A 16665-nucleotide genomic window follows, 5' to 3' on the forward strand; every position below is an offset into this window, starting at 1 on the left:
GCTCTCAGTCGTCGGCCGGCGACGGGGTGCGCGCCATCTCGACGGGGTCGGCGTCGGCGTCGAGTTCGTCCAGCGCGACCTGGGCGGCGCGCTTGCCGGAGAGCAGCATCGCGCCGAACGTCGGTCCCATCCGGGTGAGGCCGTACGTCGTCGCGGTGGCGAGTCCGGTGGCGACGAGGCCCTCGTGTACTTTCCCGGTGTGTTCGACGACCTCGTCCTCGCTCTTGGCGACCCACATCGAGTCGTGGCCCGGCGAGTCGTGGCCCGGCGCGCCGTACTCGTCGTCGCCCGACTGGTCCATGCCCGTGTTGTGTTCCTGGGCGTGTTCGATGCCCGGCGCGTCGAGGACGCCGCGCTCCTGGAGCTTCGAGACGGCGACCGCCTCGTGACCCGTCGCGTCGATGACGAGGTCGGACTCGACGGCGATGGGGTCGACGCAGGTCAGCTCGCGCGGGAGCGCGTGGACCGGCGTCCAGTTCATCACGACGCCGCCGACGCGGTGGCCCTCGCGGACGACCACGTCGGTGAACTCCGTCATGTTCTGCATCTTCGCGCCCGCGTCGCAGGCGGCCTTGATGAGCCCGGAGCAGGCGTGCGGGCCGTTGGCGACGTAGAGGTCCTCGCTCTCGTCGCTCTCCTCGTAGGGCACGTCAAGTTCGTCGAGGACGGACTGGGCGGGGTCGCGCACGGTGACCTTGTTCATCAGGAAGCCGCCGAGCCAGAACCCGCCGCCGAAGTAGTTGTTCTTCTCGACGACCATCGTCTTGACGCCGCGCTCGGACAGTTCCTTCGCGGCCATCAGCCCGGAGGGACCGCCGCCGACGATGACGACCTCGCTCTCGCTGAACTCCATGAACTCGTCGCTCCACTCCTGACCGATGGCGCGCGTTACCTCCGCTTCGCCTACCTCGCTGAAGCCTTCGAAGTCGTTCATACCACCTAGTGATATTCCAAGGTGGTTGAAAATTGTTTCCCTCCGCTCGCCCCCTCCGTCGGCGACGAAACGCGATCGACGACGGAACGGAAACGCGACAGCGGCGTCGGTCGGACCGGAGCGGACGGTCGAAGCCTGGCTATCCCGCCTGTTCGACCATCAAGGTTATATGAATGGTGTGCCTTACCATAGCATGTATGGCCTCCGCACCGACCGGTGACGCTGACGAATCTGTTTTCGACCAGTTCCTGTCCGACCGCGGCCACGAGACCGAGCAGGTAGACTGGCAAGAGGAGTATAACAAGAAGCAGTGTCCGGAGTGCGGCGGACTTCACGAACTCGCGGCCTCCCGGTGCTCCGTCTGCGGGTGGGCACCGTAACCGTCGAACCGACGAGGCCCGTCGTCCGTTCACAGCGCGGTTATCATCCCGGCCCCGACGACGACCAGCGCCGCGCCCGCGACGACGCCGTACGTCACGCGCTCTATGTCCCGGAGCAGGAAGTAGGCGAAGAGAGTCGTGAAGAGCGGCGCAGTCCCCGTCAGCGGGTCGACGACGGCGATACGGCCGGCGGGCAGCGCCAGCGCGGCGAAAAGCGACAGCAGCGCGACCGCCGTGAGCAGACCGCTGACGGTGAACCGGGCGTACGTCCCCCGCGGTGCGGTCAGCACGTCCCACCGCCCGCGAACGGCGGCGTACCCCGCCAGTGCGACGAGCGCCGCCGTCTCGTTCAGCGCGACCGCCTGCAGCGCCGTGGCCGGCGACGTTTCGAGGCCGTACCGCCGGACGACGTTGCCGACCGCGAACGCGGCCGCGGCCGAGAGGGGAAAGAGCAGCTCGCGGGGCCGCCAGCCGCCGATGTCGCCACCCTTCGCGAGCGCGAGCACCACGAGTCCGGCGACGAGAACGACGATACCTGCGGCGGTCGCGAGCGAGACCGGTTCGCCGAGCCACGCGAACGCCAGCGCGGTCGCGAACAGCGGGCGAGCGCTGATGCCGGCGCTGTTGATGCTCGCGCCGACGCGGTGGACGCCCGTGAACGTCGCCAGCCGTCCCAGCGCGGTCCCGACCAGTCCGGCGACGAAGAAGACGGTGACGGCGGCCGGCGAGAGCGAGGCGAGCGGATCGGTGCCGCGCAGCGCCAGCAGTGCGAGCCAGTAGAGGCCGCTGTCGACGACGACCACGACCAGCGACGCCTGGAGCGCGCTCCCGCCGGCGTCCATCCCTCGCTTCGAGACGACCGGCTCGAACCCCCAGAGCACGGCCGGTACGAGCGAGAGGGCGTACACCGCTAGCGGAACTGCCATCGGCCCTACTCGCGTCGCTTTCGGCTTAGCTGTCGTGGCGGCGCACGCCCCGGACCGACGCCGACGCGGAGACGCCAGGGGCGGAATCCCGAAGCGGACGGTGCCGTCGTCACGTCGGATAGATGTCGACAGACATTTATTATAAGATTTCAATCCATGCGCCGAGCCAGAATGCCAGAGTGCCAGAACTGCGGGGCGTTCGTGACCGCGGCGTACGCGCGAGTGTTCACCCCACGAGACGTCGACGAGCCCCGCGTCTGTCCGGAGTGTGAGGACAAGATTCGCGACGGATCCGACGTCCGGAAGACGCGGTCACCACGTGGCAATTGAGTGACAGAGCGTCCGGCGAAACGGCGGTTTCGATTCACGTCGTTTTATAGGTTCCCGTCACTTGTGGTGGTGTAATGACTACGACAGAGGCCGAGGCGGAAGCGCAAGTAACCCGACTGTTCGGCGGCCCGGGAAGCGGTAAGACGACGGAGCTGCTGGACCGCGTCGAGGAGATCCTCGACCGCGACGATGTCGCCGTCAACGACGTGCTCGTCGTCTCCTACACTCGCGCGGCCGCGAACGAGGTCCGCGAGCGCCTCGCGGAACGCCTGGACGTCGACCCCCGCACCCTCCAGGGGAACGTCTGCACGATGCACGCGAAGGCGTACGAACTCCTCAACCTCTCGCGAGGCGACGTGGTCGGCGAGTCCGACAAGAAGGAGTTCTGCGAGGAGTACGGCCTGGAGTTCGAAGACGAGTACAGCGGCTCGGGCCGCCGAACCGCGCGTTCGACGACGCTCGGTAACAAGATAATCGCCACCTCGCAGTGGCTCCAGCGCACCCGCCGCGACGTGGCGGACTGGTACGACGTCCCCTTCCAGTGGAACGAGGAGGAGGTGCGTCTACCGCCGGACATCGACTCGAACGCCCAGGAGGGCAACAAGTACACGCCGACGTGGCCGAGCGACGACGACCGCTTCGACGTTCCCGAGGCCATCCGCGGCTGGCGGACGTACAAGGGCGAGAACGGCCTCATCGGGTTCGCGGACATGCTGGAGCGCGTGAAGCAGCGCTCGCTGCTCCCGAACGTCGACTACCTCGTCATCGACGAGTTCCAGGACATCACCCAGCTTCAGTTCGACATCTACGAGGAGTGGAAACCCCACATGAAGAACGTCCTCATCGCGGGCGACGACGACCAGGTCGTCTACGCGTGGCAGGGCGCGGACCCCAAGCTACTGCTCGGGGAGGGCGGCAACGACGTCATCCTCGACACCTCCCACCGCCTTCCGTCGCGCATACTGAAGGTCGTCCAGCAGGAGGTCGGCCATATCGAGGAGCGCCAGGAGAAGAACCTCTCGCCGCGCGTCGAGGGCGGCACCGTCGAGGCCGTCGAGAGCCCGTCGATGCTGGAACTCGTCCGCAACGTCCGGTACACCGTCGAGAACCACGACGGAACGATGATGATACTGTTCCGGGCGCGCTACCAGATGTTCCGGTTCATCGACGAGTTTATCGACGAGGGCATCCCGTTCCGCACCCTGACCGACCAGCGGATGTGGACCGACCGCCTGAACCAGTACGTCGACGCCGTCGACAAGATCGACCGCGACGAACCGGTGAACGGTCTGGAGGCCCGGCGACTCGCCGACATGCTCGCCGACTCGGCGTTCGGAACGAACGAGCGCGACGACTTCTTCGACGACATCGACGAGCGCAAGGAGGAGGCCGGCGTCGACGACCTCACCGAGATAGAGGTCGACGCCGACGTCGTCACCGACCACGTGCCGTTCATGCCCGGTCCGGCCGCGGCCGCCGACATGGTGCGGAAAGTCACGAGCTACCAGCGCAACTCGATGGAGTCGTACTTCGAGGGCGACTACCGGGAGATGGACCGCAGCCGCGTGCGCGTCGGCACCATCCACAGCGCGAAGGGTCGCGAGGCCGACCACGTGTTCGTCTCGACCGACCTCACGGAGAAGGTCGTCGAGCAGATGGCCGCCTCCATCGACGACGAGACCGAGGTGCCCGGCGTCGACGAGTTCACGTCCACCACCGACCCCGTGCCCGTCCTCACCGACAACGAACGCCGCGTGTTCTACGTCGGCATGAGCCGCGCCCGGCAGCGTCTCGTGCTCATGGAGAACCTCGTCAACGGTGCCCCGACGCTCCCGCTCGACGTCCTCCTCGACAACGAACCGGGCGACACCACGATCGAGGACGTGCTCGGCGAGGAAGTCGAGAGCACGCCCTGAGGGTCCGTCTCGGTTCGAGCGCTCGACCGTCCCGGGACCCGACGCGACCGAGCGGCGACGCTACCCGGACTGCGTCTCGATCGCGCCGGCGCTCGTTTCGACGCGAGCGTCGGACGAGACGTCGTCGAACTCCCCGGCCTCCGCCGCGGGAAGTTCGACGGTGAACGCGCTTCCGTCGGGGCCCGTCTCGGTCAGTTCGACGGTTCCGCCGTAGCGTTCGGCCAGCGTTCGGACGAGGTAGAGACCGAGGCCGTGAGTGGCCCCGGTGTTGTCGCTGCGCTCGAACAGCGTCGACCGCTCGTCCGCCGGAATCCCGGGACCGTCGTCCGCGATGCGAACGACGACCGCGTCGGCCGTCCGCTCGGCGGTCACGTTCACCCGGGCGGGCGCGCTGTCGTTGTGTTCGACCGCGTTCCTGAGCAGGTTCGAGTAGATGCGCGGAAGGAGGTCGTCGGCCACCACCGGGGCGTCGTCCGGGAGGTCGGCGTCGACCTCGACCGATTCGTAGGTGCTCCGGAGCTTCTCTAGTTCCGCGTCGAGCACGTTCGCGAGATTCTTCGGTTCCGGTTCGGTGACGTCCTGGGTCGCGTCTATCAGCACGCGAACGTCCTGGATGACCTTCGCCATGTCGCCGCTCTGGCGACGGATCGTCCGCAGGCTATCGCGGGCGTCGTCGGGGAGGTCGTCGTCCTCCAGCAGGAGCGACGCGTTTCCGGTGATGACGTTCGTCGTGTTCAACACCTCGTGTCTGAGGAGTCCGTTGAGGTAGTCCAGCCACTGGCGCTCCTTCTCGACGACTTCGGCGCGGACGGCGGTCCGTTCGGCGACGATTTCGCGTTGGATGGCCTGCGCCTCGATGCAACCGACCAGGAGACCGCCCGCCGCGCCGACGCTCACCGTGAACCGCACCCACCCGACCTGGGCCGGGAAGTCGTACGCCCAGATTACCAGCATGGGGAAGTTGATAGCGAGGGAGAACGCCGCGCCACTGCCTATCCACTTGACGATGCGTGGGTACCGTCCGGGCGGAAGGTCACTGCGAGCGAGCCAGTAGCCGCCGTAGAGGACCCCAACGACGAAGACGCCGGAGGTGAGAAGGCTGACGAGAAAGTCGTCCGAGGCGACGTACTCCGCGCCGTGGAAGACGACCAGTTCGCCGAGGAAAAAGACGGTGAGCAGAACGGCGAACCCGGACACGAGCGTCGGTATCTGCCGCGTCTTGAGAATCGAAGCGGAGGTCAGCTTCGCGTTCACGAACCGTCCATCGCACCCCCGTTCATAATGATTGCTGGCTGGTATTACGATTGATAATGAGGCCGCGAGGGCGCCCCGATTTCGCGGAGGTGCCGTGGTCGCCGTTGCCGACGCGCGGTCGTCAGGGCTCGAACACCGGTCGAACGCACCCGTCCTGCTTGTGTTTGAACAGTTCGTATCCGCGCGGCGCGTCCTCCAGCGAGAACCGGTGGGTCGCCAGATACGACGGGTCCATCTCGCCCTCCGCGACGTGCTCCAGCAACTGGGGAACGTACCGCTGGCCGTGTTGCTGGGCGGTGCGGACGGTGAGACCCTTGTTCATCACGATGCCGAGCGGGAACTTGTCCATCAGCCCGTAGACGCCGAGAATCGACAGCGTTCCGCCCTTCCGGCAGGCGACGATGGCCTGTCGCAGCGCCTCGCCGCGGTCGGTGTGGAGCCTGAGCGCCTGCTTCGTGCGGTCGTAGGCGTGCGCGATGCCGGTTCCGTGGGCCTCCATCCCCACCGCGTCGATGCAGGCGTCGGGACCGCGTCCGCCCGTCATTCCCTTCAGTTCGTCGACGACGCTATCGACCTCGGTGTAGTCGATGGTCTCGGACCCCGCCTCCTCCCGCGCCATCCGCAGTCGCTCCGGGATGCGGTCGATGCCGATGACGCGCTCGGCACCCATGAGAGCGGCGCTCTGTTGGGCCATGAGCCCGACTCCGCCGCAGCCCCAGACGGCGACGACGTCGCCCTCCTCGATGTCGCAGAAGTCCGCACCCATGTAGCCCGTGGGCCAGGCGTCGGAGGCGAACAGCGCCTGCTCGTCGTCCAGTTCGTCCGGGACGAGGAAGCAGTCCTCGTCGGCGTGGGGCACCCGCACGTACTCGGCGTGCGACCCCGCGTAGCCGCCGAAGGCGTGCGTGTAGCCGTAGATACCGGCGGTCGGATAGCCGAGGACCGGCTCCTGTAGCTCCGGATTCGGGTTCGTGTTGTCACAGAGCGACCAGAGGTCGTCACGGCAGTACGCGCAGTTGCCGCAGCCGACGAACGAGGGGACGACCACGCGGTCGCCCTCCTCGACCGTCTCCACCTTGCGACCGACGGCCGCGACCTCGCCCATGAACTCGTGGCCGATGACGTCCCCCTCGCGCATCGTCGGGAGGTACCCGTCGATGAAGTGCAGGTCGGAACCGCAGGCCGTCGACAGCGACACCCGCAGGACGACGTCGCGAGGGTTCACGATTTCGGGGTCGGGAACGTCCTCCACCTGCAGGTCGTTGACGCCCTCCCAGCAGAGCGCTCTCATATCAGATCACCGCTCCCGCGGGCGGACGGGTTGCGTTCGAGCGTCGGAATTTCGCCCGTCTCGGCGAGGCTCTTGAAGCGGCGGAGCGCCGTGCCGGCGAGCGCGTCGGGCACGACACCGAGGCGGTTCATCGCCGCGTCGCCGACGCGTCCGCCCGGCGGGTCGAACTGGACACGGAGGGTCACTTCCGTCCCCCGGTCGCCCGGCGCCGGGCGGAACTCCACCGACCCCTCGTTGGGCACCGCCGCGCCCGGAAGCGACTCCCAGTGCAGCGGTTCGCCGTCCGCGTCGAGTCGCGTCTCCCACGAGACGCTCCGTCCGAGCGGTCCCCCGACTTCCCAGCAGTGACGCTCCTCGCCCGCGGGCGTCACCTCCGCGAAGTGGCCGACGACGCGCGAGAGCCGTTCGGGGTCACGCCAGTACTCGGCGAGGTCGTCCGCGGATTCGCCGACGGTGATGGACCGCTCGACCGTCCGGCCGTCCGTCGCCACCCCGGGACCGCGTCGGTTCCCGGCGGGCGTGCCGAGCGAGCGGTCACCGTCGACGGCGCGGTACAGCAGCCACCCGCCGACCAGCGCCGCCGCCGTTCCGACCAGCGACCGTCGTCTGAGCCCGAACGACAGGAGCACCCCGCCGAACACCGCGGAGGCGACGCGTTCGACGTTGCCGGCGTCGGCGTCCGACGGGGAGTCCGCCGGCGCGTTCCGGGCCGGCAGGCTCACGCCGGACCCTCCGAGTCGTGGTCGAAAGCGGCGACCGCGGCGTCCCTCGAACCGTCGTTTTCCCACACGAAACTCCGTGAGTCGACCGCACCGGTCGGACCGTCGGCTATGGCTCGACGGTCGACAGCGTTGGTGAACATGTCGTTTCTCCCCCGACGCAAAATCAGCGGTTCCCGTATTGTACTTTGTGCCCAGGTGGCAGACGCACACGGCTTCCTCGTCGTCCGATTCCTCGGTCACTCCTCGTCGTCCGACTCCGCGACCCGACCGACGACACGCTGGGCGGCTTCCGCCGGGACGTCGGTGGGCGTCGTCAGCCACTCCTGGAGGACGACCATCAGGACGCCGACGGCGAGGAAGCCGCCGCCGACGAGCGTCTGACCCGCGAGCAGGCGCTCGACACCGAGCAGGGCGACGGGGAGCGCGAACACCAGCGTCGCCGCCAGGCTGACGGTGTCGAGGATTCCCAGGTCCATGGGAGTCGGTAGTCGGGGGGCGGGCAAAAGTCCGCCGGAGCCTCCCGACCGGCATTCGGAAGGATTTTCACCGCACCGCTTCACGAATCTGGTATGTTTACCGGAATCGTTGCGGAGGCGGGCGAAGTGCGCGCGGTAACCGACGACGAGGGCGGTCGCCGCCTGACCATCGCCGCTGACGAGGTGCTTTCGGACCTGAACCACGGCGCGAGCGTCAGCGTCAGCGGTGCCTGCCTCACCGTCGAGTCGTTCGACGAGGAGTCGTTCGAGGTGTTTCTCGCGAGCGAGACCGTCGAGAAGACCTACTTCGACGAGGTCGCCGTCGGCGACGCGGTCAACCTCGAACGCGCGCTCCGGGCAGACGACCGCCTCGACGGTCACTTCGTCCAGGGCCACGTCGACACCGTGACCGAGGTCGTGGACGTGCGGCGAGTGGGAGAGGACGGCGAAGTGCTCCGGACCTCGGAAGAGTCGAGCGGCGCTCCGCCGCGAGGGGGGTGGGAGTACGAGTTCGCCGTCCCGGAGGAGTACGAGGCGTACGTCGCCGACAAGGGGTCGGTGGCGCTCGACGGCATCAGCCTCACGGTTGCCGAGCGCGGCGAGGGGACGTTCACGGTCGCCGTCATCCCGACGACGCGCGAATTGACGAATCTCTCCGAGAAGGAACCGGGGGACCCCGTCCACCTCGAAGTCGACGTGCTGGCGAAGTACGTAGAGCGCATGCTAGCGGAGTGAGGTCGGTCAGTCGTCGAATCTCGACCGGGAATCGTCGTCGGCGTCGTCGGACTCCGTTCCGGAGTCGGCGTCCAGCCCCAACGCAGAGTCGTCGAACTCCGTCTCGGAGTCGACGTCCCGACCGACCGGGGAGTCGGCGGACTCCGCTCCGGAATCGGCTTCGACTCCGACAGCGGAGTCGTCGAGACCCGCCGCGCCCGCGGCGTCCGCGGTCGGGGCGGCCGCGAACTTCTCGTACGCGTTGCGGTAGCGCGCTATCTTCCGGTACAGCAGGTAGCCGAAGATGCCGTCGTAGACGAGCACGAAGGCGACGAAGGCCGCCGTGGCCGGTATCGACGGGAAGAGTCCGGTCACCACGGCGGGAACGACGCCGACCAGGGAGTTGTACGTCGCGTGGATGAATGCCGCGATGAGCAGTCCCTTGACGACGATGGGGCCGGCGTTCTCCTGGTTGAACTTCGCGAGGCCGAGGTAGTAGCCCGCGAACGCCGAGTAGATGACGTGGCCCGGGCCGGCGAACAGCCGGAAGACGGCGGTCCTGCCGGCTTCGACGAACGGCTGGGGGGTGGTGGAACTGGCGAGGAACTCCTGGCTGATGTAGATAGCGTTCTCGATGGTGGCGAAGCCCAGGCCGGCCACCGCGCCGTACACGGCACCGTCGACGACCGCGTCGAACTGGGGTCGCCGGAAGGGGTACAGCCGGACTGCGAGCATCTTCACCGTCTCCTCGACCGGCGCGACGACGACGTAGAAGAAGAGGACCATCCCGACGAGCGGAACGGACTGGAACAGCGGTTGCGCGAGACTGTTCAGGACGGCCGCGAACCCCGCGAACAGGATGCCCAGCATGAAGGTGCCGACGAGCAGCGACAGCGGTTCGGAACTGGTCACGTCCGCGTACCAGATGTACGCCACGATGCCGAACGCGGGGACGACCGACAGCAGGACGAACGCGCCGATCCAGGGGTCGGTGATGGCCGCCAGGCCGCCGAGCGCGAACTGGGAGACGAGGATGAGGAGCGCGAGCAGGACGACGACGGTGTGCGTAGTCCGAACGATGGCGGCGTAGACGCGTGTGGCGAACCGGTCGAACCGACTCCGCCGCTCCCACGTCGAAACCTCGTAGAGGTCCGTCGATTCGTCCGCCGAGCGGGCGACCGGATCCCGTTGCTCGTCCATGCCGGGCGTTCCGGAGCGGAGAGGGTAAATCGTTCGGCTCACGTACCTTATACTCCTTATATGTATACAAATAACATTGATTCTCGTAGGGGTGGCCTTATGAAGGATGCTCTGCGACCGTGGAACGATATGGCACCGAGAAGCTCCAGTCGGGGGTTCCTGTACTCCTCCCCGCCGACAGAGACAGACGACGCCGACGAAGAGACCGCCCGAGAGCGAGACGAACCGACGAACGACGTGGCCACCCGCGACGAATCGCCGACGCTCGCCGAGGGTGCCGCACGCGGGACGACCGACGCGAACTGGACCGGCGACGTCCCCGCCGACGACTGACCGGCCGACGACCGGCACCACGAGCGCGACCGTACTCGCCACCCTGAAGAGGACCCCGTCCGAACGGGACGCTATGCCAGCTGGCCCTGACCGCTCGTCCGCCGCGCCGACCGCCGACCGAGTTCTTCGGCCGCCTCGACCGGACGCTCCGCGAGCGGCGTGTCGACCATGAGTCGGGTGCGCGTCCGCGGTATCTACACGACGGCGCTGACCCACCTGCTCGCCGACGCGTTCGACGTCGTGCAGGCCTCGCCGCCCATTCGCCGGCGCTTCGACCGCGAGTTCGAGACGGGCGAGTACGACGCCACCGTCGAGACGACCGACGACCGCCAGGGCGTCGGCGTCTTCGGTCCCGACGCCGGAACCGTCGTCGACGAGCTCGCCGACGTGGGACGCGACACGCTCCACTGGACCGACGCCGCCCCACGCGGTGCCGTGTTCGACGGCGTCGTCGACGAGACGATGGGCAGCGGCGCGGTCGTCGACCTCGGCGAGCGCGAGGGCTTCCTCCCCTTCCGCAAGGTGGGCCGGCGCGTGCACGAGGGCGACGCGGTCAGGGTGCAGGTCCACGACCCCGCCGCGCCGTGGGACCGCGACCGCCCGCTCCTCGACACGGACGTCGCCGTGTTCGGCGGCGTCGCCAGCCTCTCGAAGGGCGTCGAACGCGTCGTCGCCGACGCCCCCGACGAGGCCAGCGAGCGGGAACTCGCCCGGACGACCGAGATGCTCCCGACCGACGTGCCCGACGGGTGGGGCGTCCGCTGGGAGTACGCCGCCGCCGACGCGAGCGTGGACGAGATGGACACCGCGCTCGGCCGCATGGCGACCGCCGCGGAGACGGTCGACGACGCGCTCGCCGACGCCCCCGACCCCGGAGACGCCGGGGCCAGCGAAGGCCTCCCGCGCCGTCTCGCCGCGCCGGAGGGGACGGCGTGGCTCTGGTTCGGCCGCGAGTCGCGGTTCGAACTCGACGCCGCCCGGCGCGCGGTGACGACCACGATGGCGGGACACCACCGCGTCAAGGCCGCCGCCGAGTCCGCGAGCACGGCCGTGGACTTCGTCGAGGACCTCTGTGACCCCGGCGAATCGTTCCCCACCGGTCCCGTCCTCCGGCAGTTCGGCCCCGCGGAGGGGGAGACGGTTCGCATCCGCCACGGCAAACCCGACGGCCGCTGCTTCTCGCTCGGCCGGGGCGAGGTGACCGAACTCGCTCCGGCGGAGGGCAAACTCACCGTGCGCCGCCGGATGAGCGCCGGCGGCGACTACGACGCGCTCGGCGTCCCCCGCGAGGACGGCGACGTCGCGGTGACGAAACTCCGCGAGGGGCGCTGGTGGTATCCGACCGTCTACCGCGACGAGGACGGCGACGTCAAGGGCACCTACGTCAACGTCTGCACGCCGGTCGAGGTGTTCCCGTCCTCGGTCAAGTACGTCGACCTCCACGTCGACGTGGTGAAGTTCCCGGACGGCCGCGTCGAGCGCGTGGACGACGACGAACTGGACGACGCCGTCCGGGCGGGTCACGTCCCGGAGGCGCTCGCGGAGAAGGCGCAAACCGTCGCGGCGAGCGTGGCGTCGGCGCTCGGGTGAGTCGGGAGTCCCTCATCGCCGCGACGCGACGAAGTTGACGAGCAGCAGCGCCAGCAGCGCGACGCCGGCGAGTTCGGGATGGTCCAGCAGGAGGTCGAACGGCGAACCGCCGCCGCGCTCGCCGGGCGTCGGCTGCGTCGTCCCGCCCGTCGTCGGCGGCGTCACCGCGAGCGTCCCGGCGTCGACGCCGCCGACGGCCAGGCGCTTCCGTCCCGCGGACTCGGCGCGGTAGGTGAAGGTCACCCGCTTCGTCTCGCCCGCGGGAACCCGGACCTCCTCGCGGGCGACCACCTCGCCGTCGACGGTGAGGTTGGCGGTGTACGTCCCGGAGGCGTTCCCCTGGTTCTCGACGGTGGCGCTCACGGTGACGTTCTCGCCCGCCGCGGCCGCCGTGCTGGACAGCGTGGCGTCGGTGACGGCGAGGTCGGCGGCGGGCCGGGACACGGTCACGTTCGCCGTCGCGGTGGCCGCGTTCCCGCCCTCGTCGACGACGGTCACGTTCGCGGCGTAGGACCCCGGTTCGTCGTAGGCGTACCGGACGGTCGGGGCGGACGTGGTCCGGTCGACGCTACCGTCGCCGTCGAAGTCCCAGCGGTAGCGCGCCACGTCGCCGTCGGGGTCTGTCGTCGCGTTCGCGTCGAAGGTCGCCTGTCGACCGACGAGCGCCGAACCGGGGGCGTCGAGTGCTGCGTCGGGCGGAGCGCCGCAGCCGCCGGATTTGACGACGACGGGGGCCGACGTGTCCAGTTCGGTCCGGTTCGGACCGCTCGCGCCGCTGGAGAGGACGCTCCAGGAGGTGACCGGTTCGAACGCCCGGTCGGGGCGGTAGAGCGCGGCCCGCTCGTTGAACGCCGGCGCGATGCGGATGCTGAAGTCGCCGGCCAGTCCGCGGAAGACCGCGCCGTCGGTCCGCGACCCGCCCCACCGCCAGTCGATCCGGTTCCGGGAGAAGCGGTCCTCGCGCCCGTCGTAGGTGTCGTCGACGAGGATCCACTCGCCGGACTCCGGCAGGCCGCCGAACCGGAAGGTGACCGCGCTGTGGGGGAGCGGCCGCACCTCGCGGTTCCGGCGAGCGTCGTGGACGGCGACGAGGCTGACGACGCCGTCAGGCCCCTCGTAGAGGAACAGCGAACTCCCGTTGTCGCTGGTGAACCGCCCTGGCATGAACGAACTGTAGAGCCAGCTACTCCGGGAGGTGTTCGGGTTACGGTAGTCGTAGAACGCGGCGACGTTTCGCTCGCCCTCGAACGGCGTCACCGGGACGCAGGTGTCGCCCTGCTCGACGGCGTAGGTCTGGTTCGACGCGGCGGGCGCGTCCGGCAGGTCGTCGCCGGGGATGCCGGGCGGCGGCACGTCGGGGAGGCCTGTCGCCGCCCCGCCCAGGACGGTCGACGCGACGACCAGGAGGGCGAGCGCGCGACGGAGGCGTCTCATCGGTCGCTCACGGGGAGGAACTCCCTCCGCTGTGCGGACCGCAGTGCCGTTCGCGCCGTCTCCCGGCATCGCGTCTCGGCTCTCGACCACCCGTCGGGGCGGCGCTCGGACGGAACGGTCGTCGCTCTCTTCGCTCGGAGTGTCACTGTCGGCCGGACGCGGAACGTGGACTTTGTTCCACGCCGGTTGACCGGCGTTAGTCGGGACCTGTAGCCGGACGCGGGCGGCGGGACCCGTCGACGTTAGCGAGCGCGGGCTTCCCAGTGGACGGCCTCCGGCGCGTCGACCGGGTCACCGTCGACGTCCACCACCGCGACGGTCACCGTCTCGGCGTCGACGGCTTCCGGGAACGCCCGGTTCTCGGACTCGGTCTGCAGGAGGACGCTCGTCGGCGGTTCGGCGAGGCCGTGCCGAACCGCCTCGCCGTGCGCGACGGTCGCGCGACCGCCGTTCTCGGTCGGGTAGCCGACGTTGTCGCGGACGAGGCTCGGTCGAGTTGCGTATCGGAGCGCCGCCTCCGGGTGGCCGGCGAAGGCGTTACCGACTACGCTCGTCCCGTCGTGGTCGCCCTCGACGTCGACGCCGACCCGCTGGCCGGGCGATGCCCGGTCGTCGTAGCAGTCGTTGTTCGCGAGCGTCGCGTACCGGTACGGTCCCTCGCCAGCGAGTCGGATGCCGGCGGCGTCCCCTCCCGCGCCGTTCCGGAACACCGAACAGCCGGTGACCCGGAGGTGGTCGCCGCCGTTCTCGAACCGGACGCCCGACCGGCCGTTCTCGAACACCGTCGAGTCCGCTATCGACACCGCTCCGGCGGGGGCCGCGACGAAGACGCCACAGCCCTCGTTCCCCGAGCAGTGACAGTCCGCCACGTCGAGGACGGGGGTCGCCCCGTCGAACGCCGCGATGCCGTGGCCGCCGTTGTCGACCGCGTGGCAGTCGCCGATGCGGTGTTCGGTCGCGGCGGGCGACGTGTCCGCCTTGTCGCTCACGACGAACCCGTGCTCGTCGTTCCCGGTCGCGGAACAGCAGACGAACTTCACGGCGCGGTCCGCCGAGTCGCGGAAGCCGATGCGGTTCCCCCGCGCGGTACAGCCGACGGCGGCCATGAACCCGGCGAGGACGTTCTCGTCGTCGGGGCCCTGTGCCTCGAACATCACGCCGTTGTTCCCGTTGTCCGCGGCGTGGCAGTCCGAGACGACCACGGTCTCGGCCGCGGAGCGACCCGCCCCGATGCCGATGCCGTTCGCGCCGATGTCGCCGGGCGACCGGAGTCGACCGTTGCGCTCAGCGACGCACCCGTGGACGAGGCTGTCGACCATGAAGTCCGTCCCGATGCCGGTCGCGGGCGCGCCGTAGGTGTACACGCCGAGGATTCGACAGCGCTCGACGTGCTGGAGGTAGACGCACTTCTCCCCGGTCGAGTACGTCTCCCCGTCGCCGAGGGCCGAGCAGTCGACGGTCAGTTCCTCGACGGAGAGGTCGGTCAGGGGGTCGTCCGGGGTTCCGAAGCCCTCCAGCGCAGCGTAGTCGTCCCCGTCCGCGAGCAGCGTCGTCGCGCCCGGTCCGTCGCCGCGGACCCGGACGCCCGAGCGGAGCGTCACCGGCGACGCGACGCGGTAGGTCCCGGGCGGGAGGGAGACGGTGCCGCCGTCGTCCGCCGCGGCGTCGACGGCCGCCTGAATCGCCGCCGAGTCGTCGGTCGTCCCGTCGCCGGCCGCCCCGTGGGCGGTCGCGTCGTGCCACTGCCCGCCGGCGGATGCGGTACCGTTCGGCGCGTCGTCGTTCGGTGGGTCGTCCATACGTCTTCCACCGCACGACTCGGCAAATCGCTCTCGGCCGTCTCCCGACTACCCCGAGTCGGGTCCCGGAATCTCGGCGTCCGGGACGTACGCGACCCACGCCGCCAGCAGGAGCGCGGCAGCGAGCAGTCCGACGCGCAGGACGGTCTCGACGAGTCCCGTCACGCCGAGGCCGTCGAGGACGAGGAGGCTGACCCAGAGGGTGGCGGCGGCCGCGAGCAGGAACAGGACGTGCCGGCGGAGTCCGGGAGTCCGCCCGGCGACGACGTAGGCCGCGGGGAGCATGAAAAGCAGCGCCGGCCCGACGAACAGCAGTTGCGAGTACGGGTCCGGCGGCGTGAGCGTCGCCCCGAGCACGAACGCGAGCGTGACGCCGACCAGGAGGGTCGAGGCGATTCGCTGGAGTGAGACCACGTTCGAACGTTCTCCCGCCGGGCCGTCAATCTTCTCCCAGCAGTTCCGGCAGGTCGTTCACGGAGTCGACGACGGCGGCCGCGCCCGCGTCCTCGTACTTCCGGCGACCCTCCGCGCCGGTGAGGCCGCCGGTCAGCACGCCGACGCCGTAGTAGTCGCAGTCGGGGTCGGCCTCGTCGGCGTTGACCGCCGTCTCTACGTCGTCCAGCGTGTCGCCGACGAAGACGACCGCGTCGGCGTCGAACCGTTCGGCGAGCGTCGTCAGCGCCTTCGGGTGGGGTTTGCCCTCCTCCCAGTCGTCCATCGTGAACCGGCGGTCGTCGGGGACGGAGAGACCGGCCCGCTCCAGCGCGATGTCCGCCTCCGCCGCGGGGCGGCCGGTGACGACGCCGACGGGGTAGCCCGCGGTGAGCGTCTCGACCGTCTCGGCGGCGACCAGCACGGGTTCGTCGTCGATGTACCCCTGGTCCGGTCCGTCGAGCGCGGCCGGGTCGCCGCCCTCGATGTCGGCGTACAGGTCCGGGCCGAGGTAGAGTTGCTGGAACACGTCGCGCAGGCGCTCGGGGTCCCAGGCGTCGCGGACGCGCTCGACGGCGGCGTCGGCGAGCGCGTCGTCGACGACCGCCTCGGCCGCGTCGAGGCCGCCGCCGCGCTCGGCGATGCGGTCGGTGAACGCCCCGACGGAGCAGTCGAGGCCCTCCCGGCGCGCGAGGACGTACAGCGCCGCGGCGTACGTGAGCTCCCAGTCGTTGTTGAATCCGCCGGCGTCTTTGAACGACTGCACGTCGGCCTTCGGGACGGTGTCGCCGTAGACGCGCTCGACGGAGTCGACGATGGCCCGGCGGTAGGAGTCGGCCACGTCCACGAGCACACCGTCCACGTCCAGCACGACAGCGTCGGCTTCCATGGTCGTGCGCTTGTGGCCGACCGACAAGGGTCTGCCGGATTTATC

Annotated in this window: 17 protein-coding genes; 6 read left to right on the forward strand and 11 right to left on the reverse strand. The window is 69.6% G+C overall.

What is annotated here, in order from left to right:
• Window positions 1-4 precede the first annotated feature (4 nt).
• On the reverse strand, window positions 5-934 hold the full coding sequence (locus ACRYA2_RS07045; protein WP_433625776.1) for a sulfide-dependent adenosine diphosphate thiazole synthase: 930 nt from the start codon (window positions 932-934) through the stop codon (window positions 5-7).
• Between the two features lie 197 nt (window positions 935-1131).
• Between ACRYA2_RS07045 and ACRYA2_RS07050 the strand changes: the two genes are divergently transcribed.
• On the forward strand, window positions 1132-1314 hold the full coding sequence (locus ACRYA2_RS07050; protein WP_433625778.1) for an HVO_0416 family zinc finger protein: 183 nt from the start codon (window positions 1132-1134) through the stop codon (window positions 1312-1314).
• Between the two features lie 29 nt (window positions 1315-1343).
• Here the strand turns inward: ACRYA2_RS07050 and ACRYA2_RS07055 are convergent, their stop codons facing one another.
• Complete coding sequence (locus tag ACRYA2_RS07055; protein ID WP_433625780.1) at window positions 1344-2240, reverse strand: EamA family transporter; 897 nt, start codon at window positions 2238-2240, stop codon at window positions 1344-1346.
• A gap of 171 nt (window positions 2241-2411) precedes the next feature.
• Between ACRYA2_RS07055 and ACRYA2_RS07060 the strand changes: the two genes are divergently transcribed.
• Window positions 2412-2570: a DUF7563 family protein gene (locus ACRYA2_RS07060; protein WP_433625782.1), complete on the forward strand. Its 159-nt coding sequence runs from the start codon at window positions 2412-2414 to the stop codon at window positions 2568-2570.
• 74 nt (window positions 2571-2644) lie between these two features.
• Window positions 2645-4486 (forward strand): UvrD-helicase domain-containing protein, encoded by a 1842-nt coding sequence (locus ACRYA2_RS07065; protein WP_433625784.1) that lies wholly within the window; start codon window positions 2645-2647, stop codon window positions 4484-4486.
• 60 nt (window positions 4487-4546) lie between these two features.
• On the opposite strand, the gene ACRYA2_RS07070 is transcribed toward ACRYA2_RS07065, so the two are convergent.
• The 4 genes from ACRYA2_RS07070 to ACRYA2_RS07085 all read right to left on the reverse strand — a co-directional run bounded on the left by ACRYA2_RS07070 (window position 4547) and on the right by ACRYA2_RS07085 (window position 8229).
• The gene (locus ACRYA2_RS07070; protein ID WP_433625787.1) at window positions 4547-5740 is read right to left on the reverse strand and encodes an ATP-binding protein; all 1194 of its coding nucleotides are present in this window, start codon (window positions 5738-5740) and stop codon (window positions 4547-4549) included.
• Between the two features lie 121 nt (window positions 5741-5861).
• A complete protein-coding gene (locus ACRYA2_RS07075) occupies window positions 5862-7031 on the reverse strand; it encodes a zinc-dependent alcohol dehydrogenase (protein ID WP_433625790.1) in 1170 nt (389 codons plus the stop codon).
• Window positions 7028-7753 (reverse strand): SRPBCC family protein, encoded by a 726-nt coding sequence (locus ACRYA2_RS07080; RefSeq protein WP_433625793.1) that lies wholly within the window; start codon window positions 7751-7753, stop codon window positions 7028-7030. Before ACRYA2_RS07080 ends, ACRYA2_RS07075 begins: the two co-directional genes overlap by 4 nt.
• A 236-nt stretch (window positions 7754-7989) precedes the next feature.
• Window positions 7990-8229 carry a DUF7533 family protein gene (locus ACRYA2_RS07085; protein ID WP_433625796.1) on the reverse strand — a complete coding sequence of 80 codons (240 nt, stop codon included), beginning with the start codon at window positions 8227-8229 and terminating at the stop codon, window positions 7990-7992.
• Window positions 8230-8322: 93 nt separating this feature from the next.
• On the opposite strand from ACRYA2_RS07085, the gene ribE reads away from it, so the two are divergent.
• Entirely contained in the window at window positions 8323-8964 is a 642-nt protein-coding gene (gene ribE, locus ACRYA2_RS07090; RefSeq protein ID WP_433625798.1) for a riboflavin synthase, read from the forward strand.
• A gap of 6 nt (window positions 8965-8970) precedes the next feature.
• Here the strand turns inward: ribE and ACRYA2_RS07095 are convergent, their stop codons facing one another.
• A complete protein-coding gene (locus ACRYA2_RS07095) occupies window positions 8971-10143 on the reverse strand; it encodes a PrsW family intramembrane metalloprotease (protein ID WP_433625801.1) in 1173 nt (390 codons plus the stop codon).
• 129 nt (window positions 10144-10272) lie between these two features.
• Here ACRYA2_RS07095 and ACRYA2_RS07100 point away from each other — a divergent pair, with 129 nt between their 5' ends.
• Window positions 10273-10476, forward strand: coding sequence for a hypothetical protein (locus tag ACRYA2_RS07100; RefSeq protein WP_433625803.1), 204 nt, complete (start codon window positions 10273-10275; stop codon window positions 10474-10476).
• Between the two features lie 168 nt (window positions 10477-10644).
• Window positions 10645-12066 carry a ribonuclease FAU-1 family protein gene (locus tag ACRYA2_RS07105; protein WP_433625806.1) on the forward strand — a complete coding sequence of 474 codons (1422 nt, stop codon included), beginning with the start codon at window positions 10645-10647 and terminating at the stop codon, window positions 12064-12066.
• Between the two features lie 12 nt (window positions 12067-12078).
• On the opposite strand, the gene ACRYA2_RS07110 is transcribed toward ACRYA2_RS07105, so the two are convergent.
• The 4 genes from ACRYA2_RS07110 to ACRYA2_RS07125 all read right to left on the reverse strand — a co-directional run bounded on the left by ACRYA2_RS07110 (window position 12079) and on the right by ACRYA2_RS07125 (window position 16620).
• Complete coding sequence (locus ACRYA2_RS07110; RefSeq protein WP_433625808.1) at window positions 12079-13500, reverse strand: PKD domain-containing protein; 1422 nt, start codon at window positions 13498-13500, stop codon at window positions 12079-12081.
• 242 nt (window positions 13501-13742) lie between these two features.
• A complete protein-coding gene (locus ACRYA2_RS07115; RefSeq protein WP_433625811.1) occupies window positions 13743-15299 on the reverse strand; it encodes a right-handed parallel beta-helix repeat-containing protein in 1557 nt (518 codons plus the stop codon).
• 48 nt (window positions 15300-15347) lie between these two features.
• On the reverse strand, window positions 15348-15713 hold the full coding sequence (locus tag ACRYA2_RS07120; protein WP_433625814.1) for a hypothetical protein: 366 nt from the start codon (window positions 15711-15713) through the stop codon (window positions 15348-15350).
• A gap of 25 nt (window positions 15714-15738) precedes the next feature.
• Window positions 15739-16620 (reverse strand): TIGR01548 family HAD-type hydrolase, encoded by an 882-nt coding sequence (locus ACRYA2_RS07125; RefSeq protein ID WP_433625816.1) that lies wholly within the window; start codon window positions 16618-16620, stop codon window positions 15739-15741.
• Window positions 16621-16665 lie beyond the last annotated feature (45 nt).

Source organism: Halomicrococcus pelagicus (assembly GCF_050954125.1).

Bases quoted from the DNA above. Each gene is read 5' to 3' on its own strand.
- ACRYA2_RS07045 (WP_433625776.1), bottom strand. From the start codon at position 934: ATGAACGACTTCGAAGGCTTCAGCGAGGTAGGCGAAGCGGAGGTAACG.
- ACRYA2_RS07050 (WP_433625778.1), top strand. From the start codon at position 1,132: ATGGCCTCCGCACCGACCGGTGACGCTGACGAATCTGTTTTCGACCAG.
- ACRYA2_RS07055 (WP_433625780.1), bottom strand. From the start codon at position 2,240: ATGGCAGTTCCGCTAGCGGTGTACGCCCTCTCGCTCGTACCGGCCGTG.
- ACRYA2_RS07060 (WP_433625782.1), top strand. From the start codon at position 2,412: ATGCCAGAGTGCCAGAACTGCGGGGCGTTCGTGACCGCGGCGTACGCG.
- ACRYA2_RS07065 (WP_433625784.1), top strand. From the start codon at position 2,645: ATGACTACGACAGAGGCCGAGGCGGAAGCGCAAGTAACCCGACTGTTC.
- ACRYA2_RS07075 (WP_433625790.1), bottom strand. From the start codon at position 7,031: ATGAGAGCGCTCTGCTGGGAGGGCGTCAACGACCTGCAGGTGGAGGAC.
- ACRYA2_RS07085 (WP_433625796.1), bottom strand. From the start codon at position 8,229: ATGGACCTGGGAATCCTCGACACCGTCAGCCTGGCGGCGACGCTGGTG.
- ribE (WP_433625798.1), top strand. From the start codon at position 8,323: ATGTTTACCGGAATCGTTGCGGAGGCGGGCGAAGTGCGCGCGGTAACC.
- ACRYA2_RS07095 (WP_433625801.1), bottom strand. From the start codon at position 10,143: ATGGACGAGCAACGGGATCCGGTCGCCCGCTCGGCGGACGAATCGACG.
- ACRYA2_RS07100 (WP_433625803.1), top strand. From the start codon at position 10,273: ATGGCACCGAGAAGCTCCAGTCGGGGGTTCCTGTACTCCTCCCCGCCG.
- ACRYA2_RS07105 (WP_433625806.1), top strand. From the start codon at position 10,645: ATGAGTCGGGTGCGCGTCCGCGGTATCTACACGACGGCGCTGACCCAC.
- ACRYA2_RS07110 (WP_433625808.1), bottom strand. From the start codon at position 13,500: ATGAGACGCCTCCGTCGCGCGCTCGCCCTCCTGGTCGTCGCGTCGACC.
- ACRYA2_RS07115 (WP_433625811.1), bottom strand. From the start codon at position 15,299: ATGGACGACCCACCGAACGACGACGCGCCGAACGGTACCGCATCCGCC.
- ACRYA2_RS07125 (WP_433625816.1), bottom strand. From the start codon at position 16,620: ATGGAAGCCGACGCTGTCGTGCTGGACGTGGACGGTGTGCTCGTGGAC.